Annotated in this window: 17 protein-coding genes; 15 read left to right on the top strand and 2 right to left on the bottom strand. The window is 63.0% G+C overall.

What is annotated here, in order from left to right; translation table 11 throughout:
- Positions 1-44 precede the first annotated feature (44 nt).
- From JL2886_RS05175 to JL2886_RS19800, 10 genes are read left to right on the top strand one after another with little or no spacing between them, the layout of a single operon-like run.
- Positions 45-1,931, top strand: a complete 1,887-nt coding sequence (locus JL2886_RS05175) for a TonB-dependent receptor plug domain-containing protein (RefSeq protein WP_065271040.1) — start codon at positions 45-47, stop codon at positions 1,929-1,931.
- A 3-nt stretch (positions 1,932-1,934) separates the two neighbouring features.
- Positions 1,935-2,774 (top strand): ABC transporter substrate-binding protein, encoded by an 840-nt coding sequence (locus JL2886_RS05170; RefSeq protein WP_065271039.1) that lies wholly within the window; start codon positions 1,935-1,937, stop codon positions 2,772-2,774.
- Positions 2,771-3,754: a FecCD family ABC transporter permease gene (locus JL2886_RS05165; protein ID WP_065271038.1), complete on the top strand. Its 984-nt coding sequence runs from the start codon at positions 2,771-2,773 to the stop codon at positions 3,752-3,754. The genes JL2886_RS05170 and JL2886_RS05165 overlap by 4 nt, the downstream gene beginning before the upstream one ends.
- Positions 3,751-4,506, top strand: a complete 756-nt coding sequence (locus tag JL2886_RS05160) for an ABC transporter ATP-binding protein (protein WP_065271037.1) — start codon at positions 3,751-3,753, stop codon at positions 4,504-4,506. Before JL2886_RS05165 ends, JL2886_RS05160 begins: the two co-directional genes overlap by 4 nt.
- The gene (locus JL2886_RS05155) at positions 4,506-5,171 is read left to right on the top strand and encodes an adenosylcobinamide amidohydrolase (protein WP_065271036.1); all 666 of its coding nucleotides are present in this window, start codon (positions 4,506-4,508) and stop codon (positions 5,169-5,171) included. The genes JL2886_RS05160 and JL2886_RS05155 overlap by 1 nt, the downstream gene beginning before the upstream one ends.
- Positions 5,164-5,316 carry a hypothetical protein gene (locus JL2886_RS19340; RefSeq protein ID WP_156767913.1) on the top strand — a complete coding sequence of 51 codons (153 nt, stop codon included), beginning with the start codon at positions 5,164-5,166 and terminating at the stop codon, positions 5,314-5,316. The genes JL2886_RS05155 and JL2886_RS19340 overlap by 8 nt, the downstream gene beginning before the upstream one ends.
- Positions 5,317-5,327: 11 nt before the next feature.
- Positions 5,328-5,969 (top strand): MotA/TolQ/ExbB proton channel family protein, encoded by a 642-nt coding sequence (locus tag JL2886_RS05150; protein ID WP_065271035.1) that lies wholly within the window; start codon positions 5,328-5,330, stop codon positions 5,967-5,969.
- Positions 5,966-6,346 carry an ExbD/TolR family protein gene (locus tag JL2886_RS05145; RefSeq protein WP_065271034.1) on the top strand — a complete coding sequence of 127 codons (381 nt, stop codon included), beginning with the start codon at positions 5,966-5,968 and terminating at the stop codon, positions 6,344-6,346. The genes JL2886_RS05150 and JL2886_RS05145 overlap by 4 nt, the downstream gene beginning before the upstream one ends.
- 5 nt (positions 6,347-6,351) lie before the next feature.
- Positions 6,352-6,735 (top strand): biopolymer transporter ExbD, encoded by a 384-nt coding sequence (locus tag JL2886_RS05140; protein ID WP_065271033.1) that lies wholly within the window; start codon positions 6,352-6,354, stop codon positions 6,733-6,735.
- Positions 6,732-7,583 carry an energy transducer TonB family protein gene (locus JL2886_RS19800; protein ID WP_065271032.1) on the top strand — a complete coding sequence of 284 codons (852 nt, stop codon included), beginning with the start codon at positions 6,732-6,734 and terminating at the stop codon, positions 7,581-7,583. The genes JL2886_RS05140 and JL2886_RS19800 overlap by 4 nt, the downstream gene beginning before the upstream one ends.
- Before the next feature lie 126 nt (positions 7,584-7,709).
- Here JL2886_RS19800 and JL2886_RS05130 read toward each other — a convergent pair whose 3' ends face one another.
- Both JL2886_RS05130 and JL2886_RS05125 read right to left on the bottom strand, forming a co-directional pair.
- Positions 7,710-8,174 (bottom strand): cyclophilin-like fold protein, encoded by a 465-nt coding sequence (locus JL2886_RS05130; protein ID WP_065271031.1) that lies wholly within the window; start codon positions 8,172-8,174, stop codon positions 7,710-7,712.
- 66 nt (positions 8,175-8,240) lie between these two features.
- Positions 8,241-9,443 carry an NAD(P)-dependent alcohol dehydrogenase gene (locus JL2886_RS05125; RefSeq protein WP_082996003.1) on the bottom strand — a complete coding sequence of 401 codons (1,203 nt, stop codon included), beginning with the start codon at positions 9,441-9,443 and terminating at the stop codon, positions 8,241-8,243.
- A 196-nt stretch (positions 9,444-9,639) separates the two neighbouring features.
- On the opposite strand from JL2886_RS05125, the gene JL2886_RS05120 reads away from it, so the two are divergent.
- The 5 genes from JL2886_RS05120 (at position 9,640) to JL2886_RS05100 (ending at position 13,079) form a co-directional block, all read left to right on the top strand.
- Positions 9,640-10,095 (top strand): cupin domain-containing protein, encoded by a 456-nt coding sequence (locus JL2886_RS05120; protein WP_065271030.1) that lies wholly within the window; start codon positions 9,640-9,642, stop codon positions 10,093-10,095.
- 57 nt (positions 10,096-10,152) lie between these two features.
- A complete protein-coding gene (locus JL2886_RS05115; protein WP_237028424.1) occupies positions 10,153-11,082 on the top strand; it encodes a LysR family transcriptional regulator in 930 nt (309 codons plus the stop codon).
- A gap of 129 nt (positions 11,083-11,211) precedes the next feature.
- A complete protein-coding gene (locus JL2886_RS05110) occupies positions 11,212-11,973 on the top strand; it encodes a carboxymuconolactone decarboxylase family protein (protein ID WP_065271029.1) in 762 nt (253 codons plus the stop codon).
- A gap of 48 nt (positions 11,974-12,021) precedes the next feature.
- The gene (locus JL2886_RS05105; protein ID WP_065271028.1) at positions 12,022-12,660 is read left to right on the top strand and encodes an NADPH-dependent F420 reductase; all 639 of its coding nucleotides are present in this window, start codon (positions 12,022-12,024) and stop codon (positions 12,658-12,660) included.
- A gap of 23 nt (positions 12,661-12,683) precedes the next feature.
- Positions 12,684-13,079 (top strand): cupin domain-containing protein, encoded by a 396-nt coding sequence (locus JL2886_RS05100; RefSeq protein WP_065271027.1) that lies wholly within the window; start codon positions 12,684-12,686, stop codon positions 13,077-13,079.
- The last annotated feature ends 64 nt before the right edge of the window (positions 13,080-13,143 follow it).

Below are 13,143 nucleotides of genomic sequence, written 5' to 3'. Positions count from 1 at the left end.
CCACTTTTCCTGCACCGAATGTGCAGGCTGGGAGAACTGAAACGATGCACAAGGTAAGCTTGTCCCTGGCCGCCACCCTGATGGCCATCCCCCCGGCACTGGCAACCGCCCAGGAGGCGGAGATCATCGATCTGGGCGAACTCATCGTCTCCGGTGGTTTTACCCCTGTCGAGGCGCAGAAATACGGTCGCTCGGTTTCGGTCGTGACCAGCGAAGAGATCGAACAGCGCGGCATCACCACGGTTCAGGATGCGCTGCGCTCGGTTCCTGGTCTGATGGTCACCGGTGCAGGTGACAGCTTTACACAGGTCCGCATTCGTGGCGCCGAAGCCAACCACACGCTGATCCTGATCGACGGCATCGAGGCCTCGGGCGGCGACAGCGACTATATCCTGTCTGGCCTTGATACCGCCAATATCGAGCGGATCGAGGTGCTGCGCGGTCCGCAATCGGTGTTCTACGGATCCAACGCCTCGGCGGGTGTGATCAACATCATCACCAAGAGTGGCGGCATCGGCACCGAATACGGTGGCAGCGCCGAAGTCGGCTCGGACGGCTACCGGGCCTCGGCGCGGGTGTCGTCCCGGACCGAACGCGGAGGCATTTCGCTCAACCTCGCCCATGATAATGACGATGGCTACGACTTCTCCGGCAGCGGCGGCGAAGAGGATGGCATCCGCCGCAACACCGCGCAGGTGAAAGGCGACTACCTTGTCACCGAGCGGCTGAAGCTGGGCATCAACCTGCGTGCCTCGGAAGAGCGTTTCGACAGCGACAGCACCTCCTTCACCGCCACCGATGCGGCCAGCTATGTGGTGGATGATCCCACCCAGTTCAGCGACCGCGATGAACAGCTGGCTCAGATCTTTGCCGAGCTCGACACGTTGGGTGGACGCCTGAAACATCGTCTGTCTTACGAGCGTACGGATTTTGACCAATCCTACAACGGCGGCGCCCTGACCGAGACAAAGACGGAAGCGGCGAAATACCTGCTGAGCTTTGGCCTTGATGGCCAGTCGGTAGAGCTGACAGATCACCTGCTGAACGCCATTCTGGAATGGGAAGAGGATTCCAGCCGTTCCAACCCGGCCTTTGCGCGCAAGACCAATTCGATCGCGCTGGAATACCGTGGCAGCTTTGCCAATGGTCTGGATCTGCAGTTGGGTTTGCGCCGCGACAACAACAATGCCTTCGAAGATGCCACCAGCTGGAACGCCAGTGCGTCCTATACCTTTGCGGGCAGCGGTGTACGGCTGCATGGCTCGGCCGGCACCGGTATCGTGAACCCGACCTATTTTGAGCTCTTTGCCAACAGCACCTTTGGTGCCACCACCTATCTGGGCAATCAGAACCTGCAGCCCGAAGAAAACCGCAGCTTTGATCTGGGTGTCGAGGTGCCGTTCCTGCAGGGGCGCGGGCTGGTTGATGTAACCTATTTCGACGAGACGCTGACGGGTGAGATCGAAGCCTATATGGTGAATGCGACCACCTTCTCCTTCCGCAATCAGGCCGGAGACAGCGAGCGCAAAGGTGTCGAACTGGCGGCCAGCCTTGAGGCCACTGAAAACCTCGATCTCCGTCTGTCCTACACCTATCTGGATGCCACCAACCCCAATGGTACGGTCGAGGTGCGCCGCCCCGAACACGAACTGCTGCTGAGCGCCACGCTCGACACTTTCAATGGTCGCGGCTCCATCACTGCGGATGTCCGCCATGTGGCAGGCAACTGGGACAGCCAGTTCTTTGGCACCTATGCCACGGCCGAGCTGCCGGATTACACCACCGTCGATGTCTCGGCCCAGTATGAGCTGAACCCGAATGTGGTCCTGACCGGACGTGTCACCAATCTGTTTGACGAGGAATACTCGGACGTCTGGGGCTACGCGAAACGCGGCCGCGCCGCCTATATCGGCGTCCGGGCCTCCTTCTGATCGATGCGCTGGCTGCCCGGTATAGCCCTGGCCCTTTTCTGGGCCGCCACCGGAGCCTTTGCCGGGCCGTCGCGCGTTGTTACGATGAATCTCTGCGTGGATCAGATGGCGATGATGCTGGCCGCGCCGGGACAGCTGATCTCGATTTCCTTCGTCGCCCGGGATCCGCGGGCCTCGGCCATGGCCGAAGAGGCGCAGGCCTATCCGGTCAATCACGGGCTGGCGGAAGAAATCTACCTGCTGAAGCCGGATCTGGTGATCGCTGGCGCATCTTCGGCGCCTGCAACGATGGATATGCTGCGCCGCCTTGCCGTGCCGGTGGCGGAATTCGGGCCAGCCTTTTCGCTGGAGGATGTCCGAACCCGCATCGTTGAGGTAGGTGAGGCGCTGGGCCGTCAGGAAGCCGCGCGCCGGTTGCTGGCGGATTTTGACCAGCAGCTGGAGTTTCTGCGGGCGGATGCCCCGGACAACCGCCCGCGCGCCGCGCTTTATGCGGCCAACGGATATACTGCAGGCAGCCAGACGCTGGCCGGGAAAATCCTGGAGGCGGCAGGATTTCGCAACATCGCCGATGAACTGGGCTATTCCCATTCCGGCCAGCTGCCGCTGGAGCTGCTGGTGCTGTCAGAGCCGGATCTGCTGGTCGGCACCACCGCCTATCCGCGCAATTCCCGCAGCGAGGAAATCCTGAAACATCCGCTGGTGCGCATGCTGGCCGGGCGCAGCGGCGCCGGGGAAATCCGCAATGCCGACTGGATCTGCCCGACACCGCATGTGTTGCGCGCGGTAGAGACACTGGCGGCAGAGCGCCGCGCCTTCATGGAACGTGAGGCCCGCCAATGACCCGGCTCATGCTGTGCCTCTCGGCGGCGGTGCTGGCACTGTTCCTGATCTCCCTGACGGTGGGGCCTGCAGATGTCGGTGTGGGCGAAAGCCTGGCGGCCCTGTTTGACGATGGCTATGGCCCGCTCAGCCTTGTGATGCGCGAAATCCGACTGCCGCGGGCAATCCTGGCCGCGGTCATCGGCGCCGGGCTGGGGCTGGCGGGCGCGGCGATGCAAGGCTACCTGCGCAACCCGCTGGCCGAGCCGGGGCTGATCGGTGTGTCCTCCTCGGCGGCGCTGGGGGCGGTATTGGCAATCAACACCGGCCTCGCTGCCACCGCCACGCTGGGCCTGCCGCTGTCGGCGCTGGCTGGCGCTCTGGGCGGTGTGTTTCTGGTGATGGCGCTGGCCGGGCAGCATGGGGGATCACTGACGCTGATCCTTGCGGGTATCGCCATTTCGGCAATGGCAGGGGCGCTGACCTCGCTGGTTCTGAACCTCTCGCCCAATCCCTTTGCTGCTAATGAGATCGTCTTCTGGATGATGGGGTCGCTGTCGGACCGCTCGATGCAGCATGTCTGGCTGGCGCTGCCCTTTGTTCTGGCCGGGATGGTGATCCTGCTGCCGCTGGGGCGCGGGCTGGATGCGCTGACTCTGGGCGAGGATGCTGCCCAGACCATGGGCGTGAACCTGAGGCAGCTGCGCTGGCTGCTGGTCGTCGGCACTGCAAGCATTGCCGGTGGCACCACGGCAGTTGCGGGCGCCATCGGCTTTGTCGGGCTTGTGGTGCCGCATATTCTGCGTCCGTTCGTCGACGGGCAGCCCTCGCGGCTGCTCTGGGCCTCGGCCCTTGGCGGCGCCATCATGTTGCAACTGGCGGATATTGCCGTGCGGCTGATCCTGCCCACCCGCGATCTCAAGCTGGGCGTGGTCACCGCGCTGGTTGGCGCACCCCTGTTCCTGCACTTGATCTACAAGACGCGGAAGGGGCTGGCATGAGCGTGCTTTCGGTCCGGAACCTTTCTGTAACCCTGCGCGACCGTCCGGTGCTGCGCGATGTGTCCTTTGAGATTGGCAAGGGTGAGTTCGTCGGCCTGCTGGGTCCGAATGGCGCCGGGAAAACCAGCCTGATGCGGGCCGCGCTGGGGCTCATCCCGGCTACGGGCAGCAGTTCGCTGGCCACAATGAATGCTTCTGAAAGAGCCCACACAGTGGCCTGGATGCCGCAATCGCGCGAGATCGCCTGGCCGATCCCGGTGGAGCGACTTGTGGCGCTGGGCCGTCTGCCGCATTTGCCGCAGGGGCGGCGACTGCCAGCCGCCGATCAGGCTCTGGTGGATCAGGCAATCTCTCGCATGGGGCTGGACTCGTTCCGCAAGCGCGCCGCATCGCGCCTGTCAGGCGGCGAGCAGGCCCGCGCATTGATCGCCCGGGCGCTGGCTCAGGATACGCCACTCCTGATGGCGGATGAGCCCTCTGCCGGGCTGGATCCCTCGCATCAGATCTCCACCATGGAGGTCTTTGCCAGCCTCGCCGCCGAAGGGCGCGCGGCGCTGGTGTCCCTGCACGATCTGGGACTGGCTGCTCGTCACTGTACGCGGCTGATCCTGCTGGCCGAGGGCGGTATCATGGCCGATGGTCGGCCCGCCGAGGTGCTGACGCCCGATCTGATGGCGCGCGCCTTTGGCATCTCGGTCTGGCACGAGACCACAGCGCAGGGCCCGATATTCCAGCCGCTGGAGGTGCTGTGATGGGCGCGGTCACCCTGCAGCGCCCATGGATCGAGTTTGATCTCGGCGCCGAGATGCAGGTGCTGAGCTGGGCGGTGAACCGGCCCGGATTTGTCACCGCTCGCCGCATCCTGTGGCGCGAGGTCAGGAACAGCGACCTGCCGCGCGATCTGGATGTCACCGAATGGTTCGCAGGCGAGTTGGCACAGAGCGGCGGCAGCGACGCGGTCGCTTTCCTCACCTCACGGGATGTGCGGCACTATTGCGAAGCCTTGGCCACGGTCGAGGGAATTTCGGCCCAAGCGGTGGCCACCGTCGGCTTGTCAAACGGTGAACGGATCGGCAACCGGGTGGATTACTCCCGCCGCGACTGGGGCACCATCAATGTCGCGCTGCGCCTTTCCGAAGGGCTGACGCAGGCCGGGCTGATCGAAGCGCTGAGCATCGTGGTTCAGGCCCGCACCGCAGCCGTGATGGATGCGGGGTTTGAGCTGCCGGGGGGCGGTGGAACCGCAACCGGCACCGGCACCGATTGCGTCGCGGTTGCTGCACCTGTCGGGGCAAATCCCTATGCCGGGCTGCACACGGCCACCGGCGAAGCCATCGGCAAAGCTGTCTACACGGCCGTCCACACCGGCGCGCTGGAGTGGAAGGCATCCAACGCCCGGAGGGCGGTCGATGCCTGAGCGCGTGAATATGCCGACAGCGGCGTTGACGCAGGCGGGCCGCGCCTGCACCATCTGGCCGGGTCACGACCGTCCGGCAGACTTCCATTCGGCGCGTTTTGACCGCGGCGCTGAGCAAACCAACCCGGGACTTCCGGGCCACTGACGGAGGCTGCTATGTCCTTTGCCCCTCTTTTCGATTTCATGGCCCGCGGCGGCCCCGCCCTCTGGGTCATCGGCGCGCTGTCGGTTCTGACACTCGCCCTGTTTCTGTGGCGCCTGATCGGGCTGGCACAGGTCGGGGTCTGGCGCAGGCCGCAATCCGAAACATGGCTGGATCAATGGCGGGCCGGAGGGGCAGTACCTGTCGCACCCGGGCGCACGCCGCTGGACCGGGTCACCCGGTCGGCGATGATGGCGCTGCTGACGCCCGAGTTCAGTCCCGAAACCGCAGAAAAGGAAACCACCCGCATCGCCAAGGCCGAGCTGGCCGCTTTGCGTCATGGTCTGCGCCCGCTGGAGCTGATCGCGGCGATTGCGCCTCTGGTCGGCCTCTTGGGCACCGTTCTGGGCATGATCGGCGCCTTTCAGGCCCTGCAGGAAAGCGGCAGTGGCGCGGATCCTTCCGTGCTCGCTGGCGGCATCTGGGAGGCGCTGCTGACCACGGCTGCGGGCATGGCCGTGGCGATCCCGGCCTCGGCGCTGGCCTCCTGGATCGAAGGGCTGGCCGAGCGTGAACAGGCCCGGATGGAGGATGCCGCCACCCGCGTCTTCACCGCAGCCGCTGCCCGACCGGTACAACGGCAGGCCGCGCAATGACACTGGCCTTCGGAGCACCGCGCCGGAAAAAGCGCATCAGCCTCGCGCCGATGATCGACGTGGTGTTCCTGCTGTTGGTGTTCTTCATGCTGGCCTCGCAATTCGGCCGCGACCGGGTGGTTCCGCTCACTATGGGCGGGGCAGGAGCCGTCTATCAGGGGCCGCCCCGGCTGGTGCTGGTCACAGCGGACGGGCTGCATCTGAACGGAGTTCCGGTCGCAGCTGATGCCTTGGCGGCGCGGCTGATCTCGCTGACGCAGGAGATGTCGGACGCCATCATACTGCAACCGGACAAAACAGCGTCGCTCCAGCAGCTGATGGATGCTGCGGTGCTTCTGACTGATGCGGGCTTTACCGGCCTTGTGATCATGGAGTGAGCGGCATGGATTTCTCCACACCGAAAAAGCGCGAGACAGGTGAGCCGATCCTGCCGATGATCAACGTGGTGTTTCTGCTGCTGATCTTCTTCCTCCTGTCCTCGCAAATCGCCCCGCGCGCGCCCTTTGCGGTGGTGCCACCGAAACTGGAGAGCGGTGATCCCTCGGCGCCCGAGGCCGTGCTGTTCATGGCCGCCGATGGCCGCCTGCATTTCGCGGGCGCGCAGGACGAGGGCGCCATTGCTGCGGTGACGGCGCAAGCCGGGCAGATCGGGGTGCTGACCCTGCGGGCCGATGCCGAGGTTCCGGCGCATGAAGTCGCGGCGCTGATCGCCCGGCTCAGGGCGGCGGGCATCGCATCGGTGACATTGACCGGAACCGGATCATGAGCCGTATCGCGCTCTTTCCGGCATGTCTTGCCTCGGCGGCGCTTTTGCACGCGCTGCCGTTTGTGGCGCTTTCAGATGGCGGTACAGAGGCAGAGGGCAGCGGCGGCACCGGTCAGATCACGTTGGTGGCGGCCTCGGCTGAGCTGACCCAGCAGGTGTCCAAATGGCGGCGCCCGCAGGAGATTACCACTCAGGTGTCGGCCGTAGTGCAGCCTGTTCCAATCGCCAATCCGCAGCCCGTCCCGTCTGCCAGCCCGTCCTCTGTGCCGGACCTTCCAACCTCCGCTCCGGCCGTGCTGGCCCCGGCGGCCCAGGCGGAGGCCGCACCCGAAAAGCCCGCATCCCCACCGCCGCCGCCTGCTCCCCCACCGCCTGCGCCTCCGCCGGTTGCTCCAGCACCGCCTGCGCCAGCCCCGCCGCCCAAACCGGCGCCAGCGGCTGAGGCTCCGGCAGAGGCAAAACCGGCAGCGGCTTCGGTGGCCGTGAACCAGCAGGCCGCAGGCAGCGGCCAGCGCAGCGCCCGTGGTGACAATGGGGGCGACGAGACCAGCACCGGAAACGCTGCCCGGGAAGCCAAGCTGAAACGCCGCTGGGGTGCGGCCATCCTGTCTAGGATTGAACGCCAGATGCGGCGCCCGCGTGGCGGCGATCAGGGCAAAGCCCGCGTGCGCCTGAAAGTTTCGACCCAAGGACGGCTGATCGGGGCCTCTGTCGTGCGCAGCTCAGGCAGTTCGACGCTGGACCATGCCGCATTGCAGGCGGCGCAAAAAACACGGTACCCACGTGCTCCCAAGGCGCTGGCGCCGGGTACCTATACCTTCGATTTCTCACCCCGTTTCACTAGGTGACGCTTGCAGTTCAGCGTCCTCGGGACAGGAACAAGGAGTACAGTAAATGCCGCGCAGGACATGCCGGTCGGGACGCATTTCTGTGCCACTGGATGACCGCTGGAAACCTGCTGACCGGCAATCGTGTCAGTCGGCGATTTCTAAGCGGACTGTGTAGGGGGCGGAACGCACCAAAGGTGCGATATCGCCATCGAACGCCCCGAGACGCACCAAGCCGCGGGAGTTCTGGAACGGTTTGTAGAAGATCGCCAGATTGCCCCAAGGCGCATATAACGTGATGTCGCCGGTTTCGGGCTTGTAGCTTGCCGGTGCGCCTGTTGTGTCAAGTTTGCGGGGCAAGTCTGCGACCTTTTCGACCCCGTGGTAATCCGTAAGGGTCAGCTCAAGCGGCAGCATCGCCGCAAAATCCCGTCCGGCAGCAGTATCGTCCAGCGTTGCTGAGAGGCGGTCTTCGCCAAATATGAACTCGATTTTGGTCATGGTGCCTTCTTTCTGTGTCGCTGTACCAGATGTTTCTGCCACGACGGGAGCGGACAGCGCGAGCGCACTCATCAGTGCCAAAGCCGGAGTTTTGAGCCAGTTCACGTTCATTGTCCTCCTCAGATTTCCTGAAATGCGACCAAGGCGTAATTGAGTGTCCCGCCTTGGCCATGATGATCAGGCCTTGGTCATGTCGATGACATAGCGATAGCGGGCCTGTTTTCTGACGACCTTTTCACAAGCCGCGCCGATCTGATCAGGAGTGATCATTTCATAGGTCGCTGCGATGCCGTGATGGGCGGCAAAATCAATGACCCGCTGCGTTTCGGCGATGCCACCGGTCATCGAACCTGCCAGGCTTTGACGGCCGAACCCCATCATCATGCCATGCGCCCCTTCGATGGGGAACAGCGCGCCAACATTGACCAGGGTCTTGTCGAGCTTGAGCATATTGAGGAATGGTTGCATCGGGTAGGCCACCGGCACCGTGGAGAGCATAAGATCAAAACTGCCCATCTGGCGGCGCATGGCGTCTTCATCGGACCAGAGATAAGCCTCGGACGCACCAAAGGATTTCGCGTCCTCCAGCTTGTCCTTGGATGTGGTGAAAACGACAACCTCGGCACCTTTTGCAGCGGCGAGCTTTACCGCAAGGTGGCCAAGACCACCCATGCCGATCACGCCATAGCGCTGCCCGGGCTGCAAATCCCAGTGGTTGAGCGGCGAGAAAGTCGTGATACCTGCGCACAGCAGAGGCGCAAAACCCGCGAGATCCACTCCCGGCGGAATGCGAAGCGCAAAGTCCTCTTTCACGACGATCTTCTTCGAGTAACCACCATATGTGACCCCGCCCGAGATCTTGTCTGGGGAGTTGTAGGTGAAGGTGGTGCCATTCAGGCAATTTTGTTCCCGATCAGCGAGACAGTTCGCACATTCGCCGCAGCTGTCGACCATGGTGCCTACACCTGCGATGTCGCCTTCGCGGAACTTGGTCACCTCGGCGCCGACGCCGGTGACGCGGCCCACCATTTCATGGCCAGGGACCAGCGGAAAGGTCGGCATCCCCCAGTCGCCTTTGTAGGTGTGGATGTCCGAGTGGCAGATCGAGCTGTACAGGATTTCGACCACCACATCCTTTGGACCGGCTGCACGGCGAGGGATGGTGTGCGGTGCAAAGGATCCGCTGGTGTCGAAGGCGGCCCAGCTTTGTACATTGCTGGCGCCAAGCGGGCTTGCGGCCTCCTGCGCCTTGGCCTCGCTGGACAGGGCCGCAGCGGCGAGCGGGGCGGTTGCCATGGCCGCGGTGCCACCAAGGAAGGACCGGCGGCTTTCGCCCTCGCGGGTCAGGATTTCGGCCTTTTGGTTGCAGGCTTCACACATGGGGATCTCCTTGGACGGTTGGCTACGAGGTACAGGACCAAGATACTCCATTCTCCGCCTTGGATAATCCCGGCCTGCTGCACAGCATTCATGAGAAGCCATCATGAATGCTGTGCAGAACAGGCCCATGATCCGGCTGGCGGAGCTCTCTACCTTTTGTCCTATCCAACGCGATCAACCAAAAAGGACAAATGCCATGAAACTCATGCTCACGGCCCCCGCGCTCATGCTCGCCGCCTCAACCGCCTTTGCCCAATCCGTGGAGATCAGCCGGCACGAAGACCGGCCCGGCCAAATTGGAAGCGGCACGGTCTTTACCGGTACGGCCTATATCTCCCCTGTATTCGGCCCCCAGATGAATAATGTCAGCGCTGGCGAGGTGACGTTTCTTCCCGGCGCCCGCTCTGCTTGGCATACGCATCCGGCAGGGCAGATGCTGGTCGTTACCCATGGCACCGGCTGGACCCAGGAGCGCGGTCAGGACAAGCAGGTCATCAAGGCCGGTGATGTGGTCTGGTGCCCGCCCGGTGTTGAACACTGGCACGGCGCGAGCGACAGCACATCGGTGACACATTACGCCATTCAGGCGGTGGTCGAGGGCTCGGCCGTCAGTTGGGGCGACCAGGTCACGGAGCAGGAATACCTGGACTAAAGCGCAACTTAATCATCGATTTCATGAAGGCCGGACATAGATTGTGGAAGAACGACCATGAGCAACAACACACAAATCCCGGCCCCTTTCATGATACGCGAGAACATCAACGACCTGATTGCCTTTGCTGCTGTTGCGGAAGAGCGCAGTTTCACGCGGGCTGCGGCACGGCTGAACGTGTCGCAATCCGCGCTGAGCCATACAATCAAGGGGCTGGAGCAGCGGCTGGGCTTGCGCCTTCTGACCCGCACCACACGCAGCGTTGCCCCGACCATCGAGGGAGAGGACCTGCTTGCCACGCTCAACCCCTGTTTCGAGAAGATCGAAAACCGGCTGCAGGCGCTGAATGACGCGCAGGATCAGCCAACGGGGACAGTGCGGATCGTGGCAGTGGAATACGCCATCGAAAGCATCCTGTGGCCCAAGCTGTCGCCGGTGCTCAAGAAGTATCCTTCGGTGAATATCGAGTTTGTCATGGACTACGGCTATACCGATCTGGCGGCTTCACAATGCGATGCAGGGGTGCGCTATGGTGATCAGGTCAGCGAGGGGATGATCGCCATGCGGATCGGCCCGGATGAGCGGATGGTCTGTGTCGGTGCCCCTGAGTATTTCAAGGAAATGGGCACACCGCAGGTGCCACAGGACCTGTCCGATCACCGCTGTATCAACCTGCGTCTTTCCACCCACGGCGCGCTTTATGCCTGGGAGTTTGAGGACAAGGACGGCAACGAGATCAACGTCAAAGTCAAAGGTCAGGCCTGTTTCAACACGGTCAATCCAGTGATGCAGGCGGCCACGGATGGGCATGGTCTTGCCCTCATCCCGGAACGCCTTGCCCAGTCGCGTCTCGACAGTGGCGCGCTGCAGATGTGCCTTGGTGATTATTCTCCCTATTTTTCGGGCTTCCACCTTTATTACCCCAGCCGCCAACGCCCGTCCTCGGCGTTCAGCGTGGTGCTGGAGGCTCTGCGTGAACGCGGCTGAGACCAAAGGAAGGGTATGAGGCTAGGCATTCATGAAATGGCATCATGAGTGGGGTGATCAGGACGGGCATTAAGCTTTCGGGAAAAGGGGCCACATCATTAGGCAGAAGCAACCCAACAGGAGATCCCGATGAAGACCTCTATTGCCGCCTCTGCCTTTGCGCTGATGACCAGCCCGGCCTTTGCCCAGGATGTGAAAACCACGCTGCCCGATGCAGTGGGGCAAGTCTCCCCGGCGCTGGAAGCCTATGCCACGGATACGATCTTCGGCTCGGAATGGACCAATGAGGCGCTGTCGACGCGTGACCGTGCACTGCTGACATTCGCAGCGCTTGTGACACGTCACGAAACGGAAAATCTTGGCAGCTATGTCGCGCTGGCACTGGACGCGGGCGTGACCCCGGCAGAGTTGTCCGAGACGATCACCCACATGGCCTTCTACACTGGTTTTGGCAATGCAACCGCAGCGTCCGACGCCGCAGCGCCTGTGTTTGCCGCCCGCGGCGTGTCGATCGATGCCTTGCCGCCCGTGTCCCCGGATCTGTTGCCGCTCAATGAAGAGGCCGAAGCCGCCCGTGAAAAGCTTGTCAGTGGCCTTTATAGCGACGTCAGTATCGGTGTTGTCGACAACACCCGCGAGGTGCTTTTTCTGGACCTCTGGCTGCGCCCGGATCTTGCCCCCCGCGACCGCAGCCTTGTGACCGTCGCCGCCTTGATCGCCGCAGGTCAGCCCGAGCAGATGACCTTTCACCTGAACCGCGCCATGGACAATGGTCTCTCGCAGGAGGAAGCTGGGGCCATGCTGTCGCACCTTGCCTTCTACGCGGGCTGGCCAAAGGTATTCTCGGCCATGCCCATTGCCAAAGAGGTGTTTGAAAATCGCGGGCAATAAGACCGCATGAAGGTTTGGGAAAGGCGGCAAAGTCAGAAGGAGAGATGCATGAAGATCGGAATTCTCGGCTCCGGCCTTATGGGCGCCAAGCTTGGCGCACTCTGGGCAGCCTGTGGTCATGACGTGTGTTTCTCCTATTCTCGCAGCACTGCCAAGCTCGCGCGTCTCGCAGGCGATTGCGGCGGAACATCGGGCACGGTTGCCGAAGCGGTCTCAGGAGCGGATGTGCTGCTTCTTGCGGTGCATTGGTCACGCATCGACGATGCCCTGCAGCAGGCCGGAGATCTGGCGGGAAAGGTCGTGCTCAATTGCTGCGTGCCGCTGAATGACAGCAACACAGAGCTGGTGGTGGGCACAACGTCCTCGGGCGCCGAAGAACTGGCCAAGGCCCGGCCCAAAGCCCGCTGGGTGTCGTGTTTCAACACCATCCCGTCCGAGAGTTTCCGGCCTGTGTTTGACCGCAAGGGACAAACGCCCTCGCCGCAGGTCTTTACCTATGGTGATGATGCGGAGGCAAAGGAGATCGCGGGGACGCTGATCCGGGACATCGGGTTTGAACCGCTTGAAACCGGGGGGCTGCGCAATGGGCGTTTTGTCGAACCCTTTGCCATGGCGACGGTCGAGCTGGCCTATGTGCAGCCCGGCGGTCCGGCGCTGACCTATCGATTTGAAAAACTGCGCGGCTGACCGCGCATGAAAGGAGATCAACCATGAAAATCATCCGTTCCGGCAGCGCGCCGTCCAGACCGGGCCCCGAAGACTGGTTCACCGGCTCGGTCCGGATCGACCCGGTGTTTCAGGCCGAAGACCCCGGGCGGGTCAGCGGTGCCCATGTGACGTTCGAACCCGGCGCCCGCACCGCGTGGCACACTCATCCGGCAGGGCAAACCATCATCATCACATTTGGCCGCGGACGTGTGCAGCGCGAAGGCGGCCCCGTCGAAGAGGTTAGCGCAGGCGATGTAGTCTGGTTCCCGGCTGGTGAAAAACACTGGCACGGCGCATCGCCTGACACCGCCATGAGCCACCACGCCATCCAGGAAAGCATCGATGGTGTCGCCGTTGACTGGATGGAGAAGGTCAGCGACGAAGACTACAACGGCTGATCTTTGGGGCGAGCAGGCGGGTTAGACCTGCTCGCTGCCCAAGGGTCTTGCATCGGCGATAGTT

It is taken from the genome of Phaeobacter gallaeciensis (genome assembly GCF_001678945.1).
Lineage (GTDB): Bacteria > Pseudomonadota > Alphaproteobacteria > Rhodobacterales > Rhodobacteraceae > Phycobacter > Phycobacter gallaeciensis_A.
This window is presented reverse-complemented; position numbering and strand designations above follow the sequence as displayed.

Bases quoted from the DNA above. Each gene is read 5' to 3' on its own strand.
- JL2886_RS05165 (WP_065271038.1), top strand. From the start codon at position 2,771: ATGACCCGGCTCATGCTGTGCCTCTCGGCGGCGGTGCTGGCACTGTTC.
- JL2886_RS05155 (WP_065271036.1), top strand. From the start codon at position 4,506: ATGGGCGCGGTCACCCTGCAGCGCCCATGGATCGAGTTTGATCTCGGC.
- JL2886_RS05140 (WP_065271033.1), top strand. From the start codon at position 6,352: ATGGATTTCTCCACACCGAAAAAGCGCGAGACAGGTGAGCCGATCCTG.
- JL2886_RS05115 (WP_237028424.1), top strand. From the start codon at position 10,153: ATGAGCAACAACACACAAATCCCGGCCCCTTTCATGATACGCGAGAAC.
- JL2886_RS19800 (WP_065271032.1), top strand. From the start codon at position 6,732: ATGAGCCGTATCGCGCTCTTTCCGGCATGTCTTGCCTCGGCGGCGCTT.
- JL2886_RS05130 (WP_065271031.1), bottom strand. From the start codon at position 8,174: ATGAACGTGAACTGGCTCAAAACTCCGGCTTTGGCACTGATGAGTGCG.
- JL2886_RS05160 (WP_065271037.1), top strand. From the start codon at position 3,751: ATGAGCGTGCTTTCGGTCCGGAACCTTTCTGTAACCCTGCGCGACCGT.
- JL2886_RS05105 (WP_065271028.1), top strand. From the start codon at position 12,022: ATGAAGATCGGAATTCTCGGCTCCGGCCTTATGGGCGCCAAGCTTGGC.
- JL2886_RS05100 (WP_065271027.1), top strand. From the start codon at position 12,684: ATGAAAATCATCCGTTCCGGCAGCGCGCCGTCCAGACCGGGCCCCGAA.
- JL2886_RS05145 (WP_065271034.1), top strand. From the start codon at position 5,966: ATGACACTGGCCTTCGGAGCACCGCGCCGGAAAAAGCGCATCAGCCTC.
- JL2886_RS05170 (WP_065271039.1), top strand. From the start codon at position 1,935: ATGCGCTGGCTGCCCGGTATAGCCCTGGCCCTTTTCTGGGCCGCCACC.
- JL2886_RS05175 (WP_065271040.1), top strand. From the start codon at position 45: ATGCACAAGGTAAGCTTGTCCCTGGCCGCCACCCTGATGGCCATCCCC.
- JL2886_RS05150 (WP_065271035.1), top strand. From the start codon at position 5,328: ATGTCCTTTGCCCCTCTTTTCGATTTCATGGCCCGCGGCGGCCCCGCC.
- JL2886_RS05110 (WP_065271029.1), top strand. From the start codon at position 11,212: ATGAAGACCTCTATTGCCGCCTCTGCCTTTGCGCTGATGACCAGCCCG.
- JL2886_RS05120 (WP_065271030.1), top strand. From the start codon at position 9,640: ATGAAACTCATGCTCACGGCCCCCGCGCTCATGCTCGCCGCCTCAACC.
- JL2886_RS05125 (WP_082996003.1), bottom strand. From the start codon at position 9,443: ATGTGTGAAGCCTGCAACCAAAAGGCCGAAATCCTGACCCGCGAGGGC.
- JL2886_RS19340 (WP_156767913.1), top strand. From the start codon at position 5,164: ATGCCTGAGCGCGTGAATATGCCGACAGCGGCGTTGACGCAGGCGGGC.